The 16,298-nt window shown below is 44.4% G+C and carries 15 protein-coding genes; 11 read left to right on the top strand and 4 right to left on the bottom strand.

The features are described from left to right. The first annotated feature begins 298 nt into the window (after positions 1-298). Positions 299-871: a hypothetical protein gene (locus tag ACJJIL_RS10750; RefSeq protein ID WP_413665704.1), complete on the top strand. Its 573-nt coding sequence runs from the start codon at positions 299-301 to the stop codon at positions 869-871. A 141-nt stretch (positions 872-1,012) separates the two neighbouring features. Here the strand turns inward: ACJJIL_RS10750 and ACJJIL_RS10745 are convergent, their stop codons facing one another. Next, positions 1,013-1,921 carry an aldo/keto reductase gene (locus ACJJIL_RS10745; protein ID WP_445361935.1) on the bottom strand — a complete coding sequence of 303 codons (909 nt, stop codon included), beginning with the start codon at positions 1,919-1,921 and terminating at the stop codon, positions 1,013-1,015. Positions 1,922-2,160: 239 nt separating this feature from the next. Between ACJJIL_RS10745 and ACJJIL_RS10740 the strand changes: the two genes are divergently transcribed. The 7 genes from ACJJIL_RS10740 (at position 2,161) to ACJJIL_RS10710 (ending at position 10,037) form a co-directional block, all read left to right on the top strand. After that, the gene (locus ACJJIL_RS10740; RefSeq protein WP_413665706.1) at positions 2,161-2,499 is read left to right on the top strand and encodes a hypothetical protein; all 339 of its coding nucleotides are present in this window, start codon (positions 2,161-2,163) and stop codon (positions 2,497-2,499) included. A gap of 269 nt (positions 2,500-2,768) precedes the next feature. Next, on the top strand, positions 2,769-3,155 hold the full coding sequence (locus ACJJIL_RS10735) for a c-type cytochrome (RefSeq protein ID WP_445361934.1): 387 nt from the start codon (positions 2,769-2,771) through the stop codon (positions 3,153-3,155). A gap of 5 nt (positions 3,156-3,160) precedes the next feature. Further along, positions 3,161-4,555: an FAD-linked oxidoreductase, L-gulonolactone oxidase family gene (locus ACJJIL_RS10730; protein WP_444941821.1), complete on the top strand. Its 1,395-nt coding sequence runs from the start codon at positions 3,161-3,163 to the stop codon at positions 4,553-4,555. Between the two features lie 41 nt (positions 4,556-4,596). Then, complete coding sequence (locus ACJJIL_RS10725; RefSeq protein WP_445361933.1) at positions 4,597-5,886, top strand: DSD1 family PLP-dependent enzyme; 1,290 nt, start codon at positions 4,597-4,599, stop codon at positions 5,884-5,886. Positions 5,887-5,977: 91 nt separating this feature from the next. Continuing rightward, the gene (locus tag ACJJIL_RS10720; protein WP_413665710.1) at positions 5,978-6,403 is read left to right on the top strand and encodes a hypothetical protein; all 426 of its coding nucleotides are present in this window, start codon (positions 5,978-5,980) and stop codon (positions 6,401-6,403) included. A gap of 429 nt (positions 6,404-6,832) precedes the next feature. After that, positions 6,833-7,552: a hypothetical protein gene (locus tag ACJJIL_RS10715; protein WP_444941819.1), complete on the top strand. Its 720-nt coding sequence runs from the start codon at positions 6,833-6,835 to the stop codon at positions 7,550-7,552. Positions 7,553-9,041: 1,489 nt separating this feature from the next. After that, positions 9,042-10,037: an alpha/beta fold hydrolase gene (locus tag ACJJIL_RS10710; RefSeq protein WP_445361932.1), complete on the top strand. Its 996-nt coding sequence runs from the start codon at positions 9,042-9,044 to the stop codon at positions 10,035-10,037. Between the two features lie 215 nt (positions 10,038-10,252). Here the strand turns inward: ACJJIL_RS10710 and ACJJIL_RS10705 are convergent, their stop codons facing one another. The 3 genes from ACJJIL_RS10705 to ACJJIL_RS10695 all read right to left on the bottom strand — a co-directional run bounded on the left by ACJJIL_RS10705 (position 10,253) and on the right by ACJJIL_RS10695 (position 13,527). Further along, entirely contained in the window at positions 10,253-11,287 is a 1,035-nt protein-coding gene (locus ACJJIL_RS10705; RefSeq protein WP_445359737.1) for an IS481 family transposase, read from the bottom strand. 337 nt (positions 11,288-11,624) lie between these two features. After that, entirely contained in the window at positions 11,625-12,257 is a 633-nt protein-coding gene (locus tag ACJJIL_RS10700) for a hypothetical protein (protein WP_444908381.1), read from the bottom strand. 361 nt (positions 12,258-12,618) lie between these two features. Further along, entirely contained in the window at positions 12,619-13,527 is a 909-nt protein-coding gene (locus tag ACJJIL_RS10695) for a LysR family transcriptional regulator (RefSeq protein WP_444917080.1), read from the bottom strand. Between the two features lie 151 nt (positions 13,528-13,678). Between ACJJIL_RS10695 and ACJJIL_RS10690 the strand changes: the two genes are divergently transcribed. The 3 genes from ACJJIL_RS10690 (at position 13,679) to ACJJIL_RS10680 (ending at position 16,254) form a co-directional block, all read left to right on the top strand. Further along, positions 13,679-14,689, top strand: a complete 1,011-nt coding sequence (locus tag ACJJIL_RS10690) for an NADP-dependent oxidoreductase (protein WP_445361931.1) — start codon at positions 13,679-13,681, stop codon at positions 14,687-14,689. Positions 14,690-14,952: 263 nt separating this feature from the next. Next, positions 14,953-15,609, top strand: coding sequence for a DUF6962 family protein (locus tag ACJJIL_RS10685; protein ID WP_445361930.1), 657 nt, complete (start codon positions 14,953-14,955; stop codon positions 15,607-15,609). A gap of 51 nt (positions 15,610-15,660) precedes the next feature. Beyond that, a complete protein-coding gene (locus ACJJIL_RS10680; protein WP_445361929.1) occupies positions 15,661-16,254 on the top strand; it encodes a cytochrome b in 594 nt (197 codons plus the stop codon). Positions 16,255-16,298 lie beyond the last annotated feature (44 nt).

The following is a 16,298-nucleotide window of genomic DNA, read 5'->3' as shown; positions in this document are numbered from 1 at the left end:
CAAATAATCTCGAGTTATATAGAAAGTCTGTCAATTTTCATTAGGTCCTGAGTAATAAAAATAATAATTCAGTGGCTTTAGCGATGAATTGAAAGAGTTCTTGAATTGTCAAAATATTAAATAACAATTTTGGCAAAAAATTTCATAGTCGTTATGGAGGATGTGGGCGATGAGCGGAAGAGGTTTTAATCCTAGGGCGTGTGGAGGATACTTTGCAGGTATTTGTTTTGTATCCAGTTTGAGGTCATACGGTTCTCTTTTTTCCAGGTTTTACGCGCAGTGGTGGAATAATGGTGGGGTGGAAAGTTCTCTGGGTAGAACATGGAATGGTCACACGGCATTAATATCAGGTCACAATGGTGTTATCGATACTATTGTAGGTTGGGACCCCAACAGTTCTTGGGATGCATTTAAAGGCTCAGTGGGCGGGCGTCACAATAGTATGAGGCCTATTGCTGGTCGTTGGCGTGATGATACAGGGATGAATGCAGACCCAACAGCTCAGTATTATGGCCTGCAAGTTAGCCAGACACAGCATGGTAATTTCAGAGATTTTTTGCAGCAAGATCTTTTGGGTACCCAGGGTTTCGGGCCCCACCTCAATAATATCGGAGTCTCATACCATTATGCATTTGCCCCAGGAAAGTGGATGGAGCGTTTGAGTTCCCTTGAGGGGAATAATAATGGTCAGCTGCAAGTCATTTCCAACTGTTCAGATGCTGCATTCCATGTGCTTGCAAGCTTTCTTTATGAGTGGCGAAAGGCAAATCTGGTAACCGAACTGGCATCTTTCATGAATAATGGGGATGAGAAAAATAAAAATATGTCCCAGGGACGCTTGATGCAGTGGTCAAGCCAGATGGGGCCGTAGAACAAATATACTTGTCTGGTTGATGGGTGGTGTAACCGAATTAAAGTTACACCACCCAATTGTTAAGCAAGAGGTTAGTCTTAATAAATTATTTTTTGCGTAAGCCAAGTAATCAATAATTTGTTAGGCTGAAAGCTGGATCTAGGGAACTTCAATCCCCTTAGAGGCGGTCCATATTCTATACCACTGCTCTCTACTCAAGTTGAGTTTCAGGCTTTCTATCGCCGACTGAACGCGCTCAATTTTTCCCGACCCCATAATTGCTAGGGGCTTGGAGGGAAAGCGTCGTACCCACGCATAGATTACCTGGTCAATACTGGCTGCCCCGATTTCCTCCTTGATATCTTCCAGGGTGATTCGTAACCGTGTTGCCTGGGTGCTTGATCCACTAAAAACTTCCCCTCCAGCTAAGCAGGACCAAGCCATAGGATGAATTCTATATTGCTGCAGTTGATCCAGAGTTCCATCCTCTGCAGCGCTAAAATTGATAGGATTAATCTCGACCTGATTTGTCACCAGTGGTGAACTCAGGCGGGACTGCAACAAATCAAATTGCTGGGAGGTAAAGTTGGAAACGCCGAAATGTAATACCTTACCGGACTTCTGCAGTTCGGCGAATGTGCTGGCAATTTCATCTGCATCCATCAAAACATCAGGTCGATGAAGAAGCAGGATGTCGATGTGCTCTACACCGAGGTGGGCTAAGGAGTTATTAACCGAGTGCTGAATATGTTCAGCGCTGGAGTCATAGTACTTAACTTTCCTGTTTGGATATTTTTCAGAAAGCAATTTGATATTGCATTTGGTGACAATCTCGATGTGATTGCGAACAGATCTATCCAGCTTAAGGGCCTCGCCGAATAACTGTTCGCAGGAGTAATCTCCGTAAATATCAGCATGATCTACGGTGGTAACCCCTTTATCTATATGTTGCTTTAGGAATGTCAGGCGCTCCTGAGGGCTTAAATTCCAATCACTCACACGCCAGTAGCCTTGGACCAACTCTGACAGTTCTGGTCCTTTTGGAGAAGCTAGCACTCTATTAACCACTGAATACCTACCTGATCGAAAAGCATTAGGGTATTCCTGTTCCTGTTGATACTCAACGCCTAAAGTAGAAGGGTAGGCAGCCCAAAGTCGCCATCGGTGTCATAAATGTCATTGAGTCATGTTGATCGTTGAGCTAGCTGACAACTGAAACCGGAGCAACTTTAGAGTCATTTCTCAATGCCCTGATGTTCTGAGGATCACTAAAGAGGCTTGGGCTTTTACCTTCACAGGAGCACCGCATGGTTAGTACCGAGGAAAAAGTTTCCGGCTGGTTGATAATTACTTACTCAATTTTGATGTTATTGATATCCAGCGCAATATTGTTATTCCTATACGCAGTTTTTGGGAATTCAATTTTAAGTATGCCATTCAATATATTCAGTCTTATGGGGTTGATGATAATACTGTTTGCGTCTTTGAATATTTTGGGGGTCTTTGCTGGCATTGCTGTCCTTTTGGATAAAAGGTATGCCCCAGAATTAGCTTTAATATTTTCAACAGTGAGTGTACTAAATGTTCCGCTGGGCACCTTGGTCGGCGGTTTCTATTTATGGCTATATATTCGTAAATATAAATAGCTCTTTTTGATGTTTGCAAAGCCTGTCTACTGTTAACAAGAGTCATTTTATCTCTGTAATAAATGCTGATTTTAACTTCGAGATGTGCATAGGCTTTGGTTCTCTAAGTGGTACGCAAATAAATTACGATAGAAATAATTGAGAACAGGCAACTCAAGTAGTTGTTTTAGCAGTCATCATGATTAACAATAGTGCCAGCGATATGTACACGATAGCTTTGGCAATAGCCAAAAAGAAATAAACAACAATAATGTAGTAGGTGTACGCATATGGAACTGGAAGTCTTGCGCCGGAGCTTTAAGCTCTTGTCTCTTTTTTTGGTACTAAATGTCATTCAAGGATGTTCTGAGCCTCCACAGGATAGTGAAAAAAGCCGGGCAATTTTGACCCAAAGAGCGCTGTCTCTTGCGCCCAATGATCCGGAAATCGCTGAAATATATACTCGCACTTGCCGCAGCTGTCACAGCACTGGCGCCAGCGCCGCACCCCTTACCGGAGATTTGGCCAACTGGAAGCCCCGTATGGAGAAGGGGATGGATGTGTTGGTGGAAAATGCGATCAATGGGTTCCAGGGTATGCCGCCACTAGGCCTTTGTTTTGAGTGCTCCCCCGAGCAGTTTGAACAGTTGATTGTTTTTATGGCTACAGCGGAGTAAAGGATATGGGGTTCAATCGTCGCCAGTTTATTAATTCTATTGCGATCGGCTCCGCATCATTAGCGGCCGCGCCCATCTCATCAGTTGCACGCACCTTATTGCAAGCTGCAGCCCCACCGACAAAAAAAGCGGGTGTTCGATGGCGGAACTGGTCTGGTTCACAAGAGTGTCTGCCGGCCCATCGTCTGGCACCCAAAGATATTCCTGCACTGCAAACGATAATTGCGGAAGCGCAAGGTACGGTCAGGGCGGTAGGTGCGGGTCACTCCTTCACTGCACTGGTACCCACTGACGACACAATTATTTCATTGGGCCGCATTACTGGCGTCGCCGACCACGATTCCGACAAGGTCCAGGCGACAATCTACGCTGGCACCCGTGTAGCAGACATTGGCCAACCCTTAGAGGATATCGGTCAAGCGCTGATTAACCAACCAGATATCGATGAGCAGACTTTAGGTGGTTGCCTGGCAACCGCGACCCATGGAACCGGTGCAGGCTTGGGTTGTATGTCCAGCTATGCAACGGGTATGGAACTGGTGACCGCAGGAGGAGATACGCTCTGGTGTGATGGTGAGCAAAACCCCGAGGTGTTCGCGGCAGCGCAAGTATCCCTTGGCAGCCTGGGTATGGTGACCAAGGTGCGTATGCAGAACCAGCCCAGCTACCGTTTGCGGCGTGAATCTTGGGTAGCGCCCCTGGAAGAGGTGTTGGATCAGGCTCCAGCACTGGCAGAGGCCAATCGGAACTTTGAATTTTACTATATCCCGTTTTCTGGGATGTGCATGGCTGATTCCCACCAGCCGACCACAGAGGAAATCTTCTCTACGGAGCGGGAAGATACTAATGAAGCAGTAATGACCCTGAAATCTGTGCGGGACTGGCTGGGTTGGTCACCGAAGTTGCGTCAGTTTGCGCTGCAAAATGCGATGGAAGATATCGAGAGGGAAGTCGTTGTCGAGTCCTCCTGGCGGAATTACGCCAGTGAGCGAAACGTACGTTTCAATGAAATGGAGTATCACTTGCCCCGTGAGGACGGTTTGAAAGCCTTCGCGGAAATACGTCGAGCGATTGAGGAAAATAACCTGGATGTTTTCTTCCCTATCGAGGTGCGTTTCGTTAAAGCTGACGATATCTGGCTGAGCCCGTTTTATAAGCAAGATTCCGTATCCATCGCCATACACCGCTACTTTGAAGAGGACCACCTACCGCTGTTCCAGGCCATTGAGCCCATTATGCGCAAATATGGGGGCCGCCCGCACTGGGGCAAGTTAAACAAGCTACAAGGCTCGGACTTTGCCGAGCTCTACCCTCAGTGGCAGGATTTTCTTGAGGTTCGCCGAGAGCTAGACCCCAGTGGTAAGTTCTTAAACCCCTATCTGAAAACGCTTTTTACCTGAGCAACGCTGCTCAGCAGTGAACCCTCAAAGAGGAAAGCACAATGGATATCAAGCGACGAAAGCTAATACTAGGTGGGGTCGCGTTAGGAGCGGTGGCAGGTGTCGCCGTTCTTCGCCCTAAAGCGCAAGGGCAGGGAGGGCACAGCGAATACTTCTCCAGTGTTTCTAAAGCTCTGGATAATGCCAGCTTTTCTGGTCCCACCTTAGTCGTAGACCTGGAGAATCTGCAAAAGAACGCCGATATATTAGCCGGCCACCTCAGAGGTCACTATGACTACCGGGTAGTGGCTAAATCTTTGCCCTCGCTAAACCTGCTGGATGCTATTACTCAGCGAACAAATACCAATCGCATTATGGTATTCCAGCTGCCATTTCTACAGCAACTGATTAAATCTTATCCAGCGAGTGATATTTTGCTGGGGAAACCTCTCCCGATTACTGCGGCAAAGGCCTTTTATTTTGGCACTAAGGCGGAGCATTTTGATCCTACGCGGCAGTTACAGTGGCTGGTTGACAGCCCCCGCAGACTTAATCAGTACGCCGATCTGGCGCGATCCCTCAAACAATCCTTGCGAATTAATATCGAGATTGATGTAGGCCTACACCGGGGTGGCATTGCCAGTGCGGAAGATCTCTCCGCGATGCTCGCTATCATTCAGCGGGAACCTTATTTGGAATTTTCCGGTTTTATGGGTTACGACGCCCACGCCGCAAAAATGCCAGGTGTTCTCGGTGGACCTGAAAAGGCAATCACTCGGGGGTTGGATATTTACCAAAGCAGGGTGGAGCAAGCTAAGATCCAGCTGGGAAGTGCATTCCCGAAGGCGGCCACTTTGAACGCTGCCGGTAGCCCAACCTACCAACTGTACAAATCCCGAGCAGACTGGGCTCCCTGTAACGAGATTGCCGCTGGCTCGTGCCTGGTTAAACCGGTGGGCTTTGATATTCCCACTCTGTCTGATCATTTACCAGCGGCGTATATCGCAAGTCCGGTATTGAAGAAATTGTCACAGACACAGATACCCGGCATAGAAGGGCTCACCGGACCCTTTAGTTGGTTGAACCCAAATCGGGAGTATAGCTTCTTTATATCTGGCGGCTATTGGAAGGCGGAGCCAGAATCACCAAAAGGTCTATCGATCAACCCCATCTATGGCCGCTCCAGCAACCAAGAAATGCTGAATGGCTCAAAAAAGGTACTGCTGAATGAAGACGACTGGGTCTTTCTCCGGCCCACACAGAGTGAGTCCGTGTTCCTGCAGTTTGGTGATATTGCGGTCTATCGCAAAGGCGAGATAGTGGATCTCTGGCCGGTAATGAGTAATTCCTGAGGGTTCAACCCCTGCTACGGGGTAAGTACAAATTTGTTTAATAGACGTACTGACCATAGTGGCGGGCAAACAACAAGTCTTGGAGATATTGATGATCTATGAAGTTGTTTTGGTGTTAAACACGATTTGGTTTCTGATGGGATTTAACGTTTTCTCTTTGAGGAACCATATATTTGCGAAGTTACTGGTACCCAGGGAACAAAGGGATACCCCCGTATTTAATATCTTGGCAGAATCAGGAAAATTTCTGGGTGGTTTTAACCTGTCGTTGGCGCTACTCAATATACTACTGCTAATCAGCCCCTCAGTATTTGCTACGGAGGTGCAACGCGCTACGTTGCTGCTGGTGTTTGCTGTCACTCACGGAACACAGTTTATTTACAATGTCCCGGTAGCCCTACAAAACCGAAAAGGTGAAGGGCCGTGGCAAGTTAAAGGCGTGATGCGTTTTATTTTTATCACTGACTTTATAATGATGTCACTGAATCTAATAGCCGCACTTTGGATACTCCTCTGAATTTTAAACCCTATAAAATTCGGCCACGATACTTGTTGTGGCCGATAATGATCAGCATGCCAAATCAGTAGTGAGAATGTCATTGTTAAAATCGATGGGCGAACTTTAATTTCTACAGAAAACGTCGGCGTATAATGTCTCTATTGCAGTTATTGGGTCAAACTAAATAGGTACCTAATAATGTGTCGGCGGTGTTTATAATTGGTTCTCGCCGGACAAAATTTGAGTCATTTCTTACGGCGCAGTACACAGGTGATTGTGTCCTCAGGATTGCTGATATTATATTCAGGGCATGGGAGGGATTGTTAGTTTTCCCCCAGTTTAACTATTTGCTTATCTGATTTCAGGCAGATAGTTTCCCTCGCTTTCCAAGTTTATAAGTTGACAACTAGTTGCTAACGGAATTTCCTCAATTATAGGGACGACATAATGTACTTTAGAGTTAGTTCTGCGGGGTATGATATTTCAGGCGATATTGATTGGTTTGCGAGCTCTAAGCCTTTCAATCCTCCACAAGGGATTGTGCATAGATCACTGCATAACCAGGCAGGAGTTATAGGTCCACTGCCAGGAGATATGGCTCGCTCCACAATGGGGCTAATTAGCGGTGATTTGGGAGCAATAATTGGGGATCGAGATTCTGGATTGGGGCGCAGCTGGGAGAGACTTCACCTAATTGGAGTAAGCGCGGGTATTTTACATGAACGCCGTTACTCTAATTACAATACGATCATTGGCAGTCATGGTCTCAATACTGCGATGATCCCCTTTGAGGGTATTGCGAACTGGGTCTTAAACCAAAATCGTAAATTTTTCTATATTGTCAATGTGGACAAACAAAAAGTACTTAACTTTACGGATCGAAATGGAAGCGTCAGAGTAGAATCTGTACCCACGAAGCTCCGTCAGGCCATCACATATACATCGGAGCTGGACCCTAATATTTGGATTACTATACGGCAAGAACACCATGACTCTCGGACAGCAAGTTTAGCTGATAATCAAGCTATTGATTACAGTGCAAGTATTACTGATGAGCTGAAAATGAAGAAAAGTAATTGGGAGCGTATTCGGGGTCGAATAGCCGCCATTGATCAACAGATTATAGATTGCCAAAATAATGCTCGCTGGAATCTGATAGACCTTTGACTTCTTGCTGATAATCATGTTGAAAACAATAAGCTGATTATATAGTTTGTGATTAATTATGGTAACTTTGCGAATTAAGGCGGCCCGATTCTCTAGAGTTTAACTAGATTAATGAATTAGTATAAAAGGAGCTCATATATTACTTCTCCGCGCATAACCAAGTAACCGATAAATAGCAGGCTAAATCGCCGATATTTCAATGGCCACTCTTAGAGTCACCTTCTTTGACTTAAGTGTTGAGTAACATGCGATTCAGTGGGCGTGATAGGATAGCTAATAAGGGCCGTTCACTAAACTTAGTAGGTATCTAAAATTAACCAACCAAGTAGTACTTAAACTGGTATGCAAATACCTTATATATGTTAGACAGAATAATATGACCAAATATCAACAATATGTTAATATTTTCATGAACTCCTAGAATGCTTATAGGTACCCTACGAGCGCCTGGTAGTAATTGAGATGGATAAGGGCTGGCGATGTCGTTCGATCCTGTGACTTGGTTCAGGATATCGAAAAGCTCATCCATGAAGTATCATTTGGGTTTATTGAGTATGAGAATTCTAAAGATTTTGGTCATATCGGGCTCGGTTCTGTTCACTGGTTGTACAGTTTTTCTTGGAGAGCCGGACACTAGAGTTAAGCGATTTGGTGATTGGGAGCTTTGCACAAAGCTGGCCGATAAAACTTTTAAATATCATTCTCAATGGCACTGGGCTATAGCCAATGAGATTAAGGCTAGGGATCTGGGGACTTCACAGAGATGTAAGTCAACGTATACCGCAAGGATGAATCGTTTTACAGCTAGGAGCGTGATTAAGTCTGTTTCATTTGAGGATGCCTTGAACCACAATTTTGAGTAATTCCAATACATGCCAGCTATCAAGCGCCCTTTATTTGTAGTTAACGATGGCTGGCAATACCTGCCACATGGACTTGTGTACCTCTTTCAAATCAAGTTACTTAAAAGCTTGATTGGATAGTATTATCAAGCCTTATACTGGAGAGTAGGGCTGTATTGTTGTTTCAACAGCACCCAATAATAGCTTCTTAGGCAGTAGGAAAAACATGACCCGGATGGAATAGCTGTGCCGGTAGAAGCCAACTTTCTAGTGATTGACAAGCTTGCTTTGGTATTCTGCTTTACGCTATTTTGATTAGCAATGGATAGAATGGTTGATCTATATATTCACTAGGAATGTCTTTTTTCGCTTTTACTTATTCCAGTAATGGGTTAGTTATGTGCATTTAATCAATTATCGTTGGATGCTAATCTATTTTATGAGTAGGGTTTCAGAGGTGTTCTGGTAGGTTGCCCTTTGATGTTATGAGGCTTGAAGTTACTATTTATCTTTGAAGTAATTCAACTCGACTCTTTTTCCTATATCTTTGAGATATAACTGTGAGACTCTTCACAAAAGATAGTGTGCCATCGAATGGTACTTCAGCTCATTTGCTTAAGGATATAGTTGATATGGTGATTACATCGATGTTTAAGCATACCCGGTTAGTTCTTCTATTTGTTGCCTTGCTTTCCAATATGGCGGTTGGAGAGCAAGTAAATGATATCCAGAGTATTAAAAGTAATGACACAAATTTGTATGTGGAAGTTGCAGGGCAAGATGAAGGCAAGCCTTTATTGCTATTTCTACATGGGGGGCCTGGGGATGTGGAGTTGGGGTTGGTTCCATTTCAGGTAAAAATTGGGAAAACTCTGGAAGATGATTATTTAGTTGCCTATATGCATCAAAGAGGGGCGGGGAAATCCCCTGAAGTTAAGGAAGGTACCTTAACGATTGATAATAATATTGAGGATGTGCGCAATGTAGTTAATTTTCTCCGGACCCATTATAAAAAAGACAAGCTTACTCTGATTGGCCATTCATGGGGTGGTGCTTTAGCTGCTCTTTATGCAGGGAACTATCCAGAAGAATTAGATGGCATAGTATTTATCTCCTCATTCCAAAATGGAAAGGTTCAGTCTAAAACGAGCCTTGATGCAACCCTAAAATGGGCAATGCAGGAAAATAATGAACATGCAATGCACGAATTGAAGCAATATCAAGAGAACCCAGAAGAGAACCATCTTTTACTCGGAAAGTGGGCAAGTAGGGCGAATGATGGTATCGCAAACGGGGTAGATATTCATGGCTTTATAGCAAATCAAAAGATAAATGAGCAGTTTCCTGGGTGGCAACAGCAGCGGGGAAACTTGGCGGATAAAATGGAGAGGGAGCTTCAGGCCTTAAATGTTAATGCTGAGGTCGATAGCTTGGAGATTCCAGCATTATTCATGGTTGGTGAAAAGGATACAATAACCACTCCTTCTCAAGTTAAAGATGATTTTGCGCGATATCGTGGGCCAAAGTGCCTTACTATACTTAAAGATAGCCATCATCTTCCATTTTTTGATGCCGATGAAGAACTTGGTGAAACCTTACTGCAGTTCTTAGAGAGTGGTCGTTGCTCGAAAACAGTTATTTAGCTAACTAGATATTTATAGTGCATTTTTTATCAGAGTTAGACACCTGATATAAGAGTTATGTTTATTCTGCATTCTCTTTCAATGTATTGATCGACACCCTCATTATACTGATGAGGGTGCTCACAAGTCTAAAGGGGGAGTAGTCATTATTTGTAGTAGTTCAGACTTGATCTGACAGTTACCGGTTTCTCAGGAGGTGCTCTGTCAGGTCAAATTCAGCTTACGAGCTTTTCCTTCCAAATACTTTTTCCATCTTCAAGAGTTGCCATCGGAGTTCGACCGCAACACTTCTTACCCTGGTGGGTTCTCTCATTATTGTAATATGTGAGCCATTCGTCTAGATCCTTTTGCAAGTCCTCTATTGATCCATAGATCTTGCGGCGTAATGAAGGTTGATAGAACTCTTGTAAAATAGTTTTATGAAAGCGCTCACAGATCCCATTTGTTTGCGGATGCCTGGCTTTTGTCTTCGTGTGTTCTATTTCGTTCACACTCAGATATAGCTGGTAGTCGTGCTGCTCCAACTTGCCACAATATTCAGTACCACGATCAGTTAGGATACGCAGCACTGGCAGATCATGCATGGCATAAAATGGCAGTACACGATCATTCAGAAGGTCTGCCGCAGTGATTGGCGTTTTGGTGGTATACAGCTTGCAATGAGCCACCTTTGCATAGGTATCGACATAGGTTTGTTGGTAAACACGTCCGACGCCCTTAAAGGTTCCTACATAGAAGGTATCCTGCGAGCCCAGATAACCTGGGTGTTGAGTATCAATTTCACCACAGGCTTCATCATCATGACGTTTTCTCTCTAAAGCTTGAACCTGTGACTCTGTAAGGATCAGTCCCTCCTCAGCCACCTTGGCCTCAAGTGCCTTTAATCGCAATTTGAAGTTAGCAAGGTCGTGCCGTAACCAGATACTCCGAACACCACTAGGGGACACAAATACACCGCGTTTGCGCAGCTCATTGGAAACTCGAACCTGCCCGTGGGCAGGCTCTTGGACGGCATAAGTTAACACTGCCTCTTCAATGGCTGTGTCAACACGGTTCTTGTGGTTGGGCACGCGCCGGTTCTTCTCAAGAAGGGCGTCCACGCCGCCACTTGAAACGGCTTCCTTATAGCGATAGAAAGTGTCTCTCGACACACCCAGCATCTTGCAAGCTTTGGAGATATTGCCGAGTTCTTCTGCCAGATTTAGCAATCCGGTCTTGTGTTTGATGATGCGATCATTAGTATGGATCATGGGGTTTATCCTTGGTTTTGCTTTTAGGTTTAGGCACCTTCATCAAAACCGGTAAACCCCTCTTTTTCAAGGGAATGTGTCAGATTTGGTCTGAACTAATCCACATTATTTGATATCTAGGTCACCCATCTCATTGTTGATGGCATTTAGGGAAATTTATTCAATAGTATAGAAATTGATAGGGGGTCTACTACCAAGAGGGAGTTTCGCTAACTCATTCTAATACTGGTAATGCAGTTTCCATTATGGGGGGAATGGGGGCAGCCGCGACGATTTTTTTCGTGCGGCTCTATTTGAGTAGATTTTGGGGCTGAGCTTAGATTGTTTGTTGCAAGAATTATGTGATTTCGAAAAAGCCCAGCAACTCATCCTTACGACCGATATTTTGCGTATAAAATGCCCATTGGTCGTTTCCATCTCTCACCCCGAATACCCGTGCACAAGTATCGTAGTATGAGGTACCAAGTTTTGCTTGCTTTTTCTTGAAGCTTGCTCCTTTTCTACCCCCTTTGGGGCCACCTATTGAGAGTCTCCTCTCCTTGGTTGCATCGGGAGTTTTCACCATCTTCTCCAACTCATCTCTTTGTTCGCTCCCCTTGATGGTCCCCCCCTGGGAAACATCACCTGCAACATGGATAACCGTTACACTTTTGCTTTGGTCGTCATGGTACTTGAAGGTCATTCGACAATTACTAAGATGGGAGGTGAAGAAGTAAGGGGGGCTTTTACTATCTAGAGTTACAGGCACAGCTTTTTGTCGAGCCCAGGTGAGGTATGTTGCTTTCTTGCCAGAATCTCCGCTTTTTACCATCATGATTTTATTGGGTTTTACAAATTCAAAATCAAACTCAGTTTCGTAGGCTCCTGCTTTGTTGTCGAAGGCCTCCGTATTAAAATCAAGTTCATAGGTTTTGAAGGCTGATTCAATGTCTTTTTCTAATAGGCTGATGAAGTCTTCATAACTTGGCATGGCTCAATCCTTATGTCGCCGGCTGTTCTGATATAAGCGGTTTGACCTGGCTTTATCAGTGCTAACTCCTCCATTTAGCTACTCATAGTTAAAGGTACTTTTGGCATGATTCCTACTTTTCAAACTAGCATACCTATCAATATGCCTCCAAATAAATCTAAGGGCAGCTTGAAGTAGATCAATTTTTAGTTTTATGAGGTTTTTATATGTCCACAGGGTGCGGGATATAAGCTTGTAGTCAAATATAAATTTTTTCGAACAATAAAGAGGGTGGAGTGATTTTTTTAAAGGCAGATTTGTTCAAGCTAGCATTATTGGCCCATATAATTTAAGTAGCAATGCGAAAAATTTTGGTATTCTTCTATCGTTCATTCAAATTTTCATAGATAAAATCTACGCAAAGCTTTATTTTGGGAATTTGGTATTTAGTGCGCTCATAAAGAAGAAATACTCCCAGATCGCCACCGGGGCTGACTGAGACTTTACCCTCGCAAGGTACCTGTACAAGCTCCCCTGTATCTAGATAGTTACAAATACTCCAGGAAGGTACGCAGAACATACCGCGGTGATTGAGGGCGGCTGCTGTTAATGCTTTACCGTTATTGCTGATAACTTTTGGAGTCAACTTCAGGGGCTCCCAGTGCTCGTCATTGAGTATGTACCACTCAATGACGCCACGCGGCCCCCGGTATTGCAAGGTAGCAATTGACTCAATCGCCGACTTGTTTAAGGGGAAGCTATACTCCAACTTGTCGATAAACTGCGGTGTGGCCACGAGGGTGAACTCATTATCCGATAGGCGTTTGGCAATAACATGCTCATCCGGGGCAAACCCTCCGCGAATCGCAATATCAACGGGATCTTTCCCTAACTGGGACAGGTCATCGTTATAGGTTAAGTCGAATACGATATTGGGGTAACGTTGGGCAAACTTCTCAAGAAGGGGGGTTAAATGCTGCTCTCCATAAGTTGGGAGACAGCTGATGCGTATCAGACCGTTGGGCGCTTCAAAAGTCTGGCTAACCAGTTCATCAGCCTGTTCAAGCTGGCGAATTGCTTTACTTATCATCGAATAGTAGAGCTTTCCGAGCTCAGTAACCTTGACTTGGCGGGTACTGCGTTGCAGTAACTCCACTCCTAAGGACTGCTCCAGATCTTTTACGCGGCGAGAGATTGATGAAGCGGGAACCTCGAATTCCTCAGCAACTGCAGTAAAGCTATTCAGTTCTACCACCCGCTTGAAGTAACGCAATGCTCTGATTTTGTCCATAATCAACTTCTAACTGTCTGTCATCGGCTCAAAATATTCCCCATTATTGCCAAAATGACAAAAGACTTATACCTATTACCAGCTGTTTTTATGGTCGCAGTATGGGCACTATCGCTTTCAATGTTTGTTGAACCGATTGTTAGGATGACCAATGAAAGCTTTGAAAATGACTCGCTATGGGGATATTGATAGCAGCCTGGAGTTTCAGTCAGCTGAGGTTCCCACCCCCAAGGCTGGTGAAGTTTTGCTTCGGGTGCATGCCGCTAGCGTAAATCCAGTTGATAACATGATGTTGCGGGGGGAGCTTAAATCGGTACGAAGGGAAGTATTTCCGGTTGGTATTGGCCGGGATGTCAGCGGTGAAGTTGTAGCAGTGGGGAATGATGTTGCTGGATACAGTGTAGGGGACCTGGTGTTTTCCAGGGTGGGGGAGGATCATGTGGGCACTATTGCAGAATATCTCACCGTTAGTGTTTCCCACTTGGCTGCAAAGCCCGAAAACTTGTCACATAGTGAAGCGGCGGGTATTCCGCTCGTTGGGCTGACCTCCTATCAGTCTTTGATCAAAGTTGCGGGTTTGAAGTCCGGCGAGAAAGTGCTGATACATGCAGGCTCAGGTGGTGTTGGCTCTATGGCAATCCAATTGGCGAAGTCTGTAGGCGCCTACGTGGTGACTACAACAAGTAGCGCGAATGTGGAGTGGGTGAAAGCACTTGGTGCCGACCTTGTTATTGATTATAAAAAAGATGACTACCGGCAATTACTATCTGATATGGATGTCGTGTTCGATACTTTGGGTGGTCAGTATGCTTTGGATGCATTTCAGGTCCTGAAAACTGGTGGGCGCGTTGTCTCTGTTAAAGGGGCTTTAGATCCGCAGACAGCTGAAGAGCTTGGGCTAGGTTGGTTGCTTCGCAAGCTAGTGGCGCTTAAGTCGCGAAAGCTAATGAAGACAGCGAAGGACAAATCTGCGCTCTATCGAATGGTTATTATGGAAGCTAATGGAGGACAGCTGAGTGAGTTGGGGGATCTGTACCGGCAGAAGATTCTTTCTCCAGTAATAGACAAGATCTATTCTTTAGAGCAAGGCAAAGAAGCTTTTTCATATCTCGCTTCAGGACGCGCTAAAGGCAAGGTGATTGTATCAGTTATAGCCAGTTAATAAGAGTTGAAACGATCAATAAGTGTCAGTGCCGCCTTGAGATATAATGGCGCGCTGGCTCTTGTCTGTCTCTGTGCTTTTTAAACTTTGCATCTACCTCATTATTGAGGTTGCACTAGGGAAATTGATATTATTGAGTTTTCGTAGATGACACACCTATGTTCAATTGATCTTCAGAAAGTCTGATATATTGCTATAAAGGGTTACGATCTGGGTTGGATAGAGAATGTATATGAAAGTGTGTCGACTATATTCGAAATAGAATGACTCTAGTACATGGCGAAATAGACCTATTAACTGCAATTACTAATGTCGGGCTGGCTCTGGTCGCATTTATTGGCGCCCTTTATTTGTTGGTGTTTGTAAGGAGGAAGCAGTGGAAAAGAAGTATTTGGCTTATTTTTTTCACTATCATGTTCATAGCCTCATTAGTGGCAGCTATCTATCACGGGTTTGAAATCCCCCCATATTTTCGAGTTTGTTTATGGTATGGAGTGCTTGTTTTACTTGGTTTGCTGATTTCTTCTTTTGTTCTTGCGGTTAGTGTAGATTTGGTGAATGAAGATTTTTCCAAAAGAGCTATTTTGCCAGTATTATTTATTTTTCTGATAGTTTTTGTTTTCTCGTTTTCACTTAAAGATAAAATTTTTGCCTTTGCTGTTTATCAGTTTTTAATCAGTGCAGTGGCTTTTATAGGGTATTCTATATTAGCCTTAAGGAGACAAAGCTCACCGTGTGGCAGTTGGTTTATGGCACTTGGCTCGATAGTTAGTATTGTTGCAATGGCTGTCCAGTTAGATGGAAGTTTATCAGTCAGTATCATTTGGGACCTTGATCACAATATTATCTATCATTTTGTCCAAGCGTTTGGTGTTGTACTCTTTATTTTGGGTTTACGTAGATTCTACTCGGAGAAATAGTAGGCGAATTGCCGATAGAATATAGTTTTCGGAAGTGGGAAAGAGATAGGAATGAGCCTGAGAAATCAACCTGACAGTTACGGTTCAGTAGCCAAGTGGCTACATTGGTTAACGGCCTTATTGTTTTTGGGTTCCTATATTTCAGTCTACTACCGCCAGTGGTTTACCCAAGAGGAAACACCGGCGAATTGGACTGCCTTGCAGTTACATCTATCTATTGGCGTCACCATTGGGGTGATCGTCATCTTAAGAATCGTATGGCGTCTCACTAATCCGCCACCGCCATTAGAACCAGGTAGCTCCCTGGAACACTTTGCCGCTCATACCGGTCATGTTCTTCTCTACTTGATTATGGTCGTCGCTCCGCTAACAGGGTATATCGGAACAGGTGTGGATACGGATTACTTTTTCCTGTTTGAAATTCCTAAGTTTGAGAGCACCCAAGCCTTTGTGGCGATAGTTCAGGATCGGATGGGGATGACATTCGAACAGTTTGAGAAGCCGGTCGATTTTATCCATAAAGAGATCCTGGGAGAGTGGGTGGTCTGGATCTTAATCCTGGGGCATGTAATGGCCGCTCTATATCACCACTACATCAAAAAGGATCGGACTTTGCTAAGAATGACCGTGACTAAAAAGTCATAGTTCTTGCGATGGTTTTGGCAGAAAGTAGTGGCAAATAGGCATTG

This window comes from Microbulbifer maximicatervae (SeqCode), from assembly GCF_052468095.1.
This window is presented reverse-complemented; position numbering and strand designations above follow the sequence as displayed.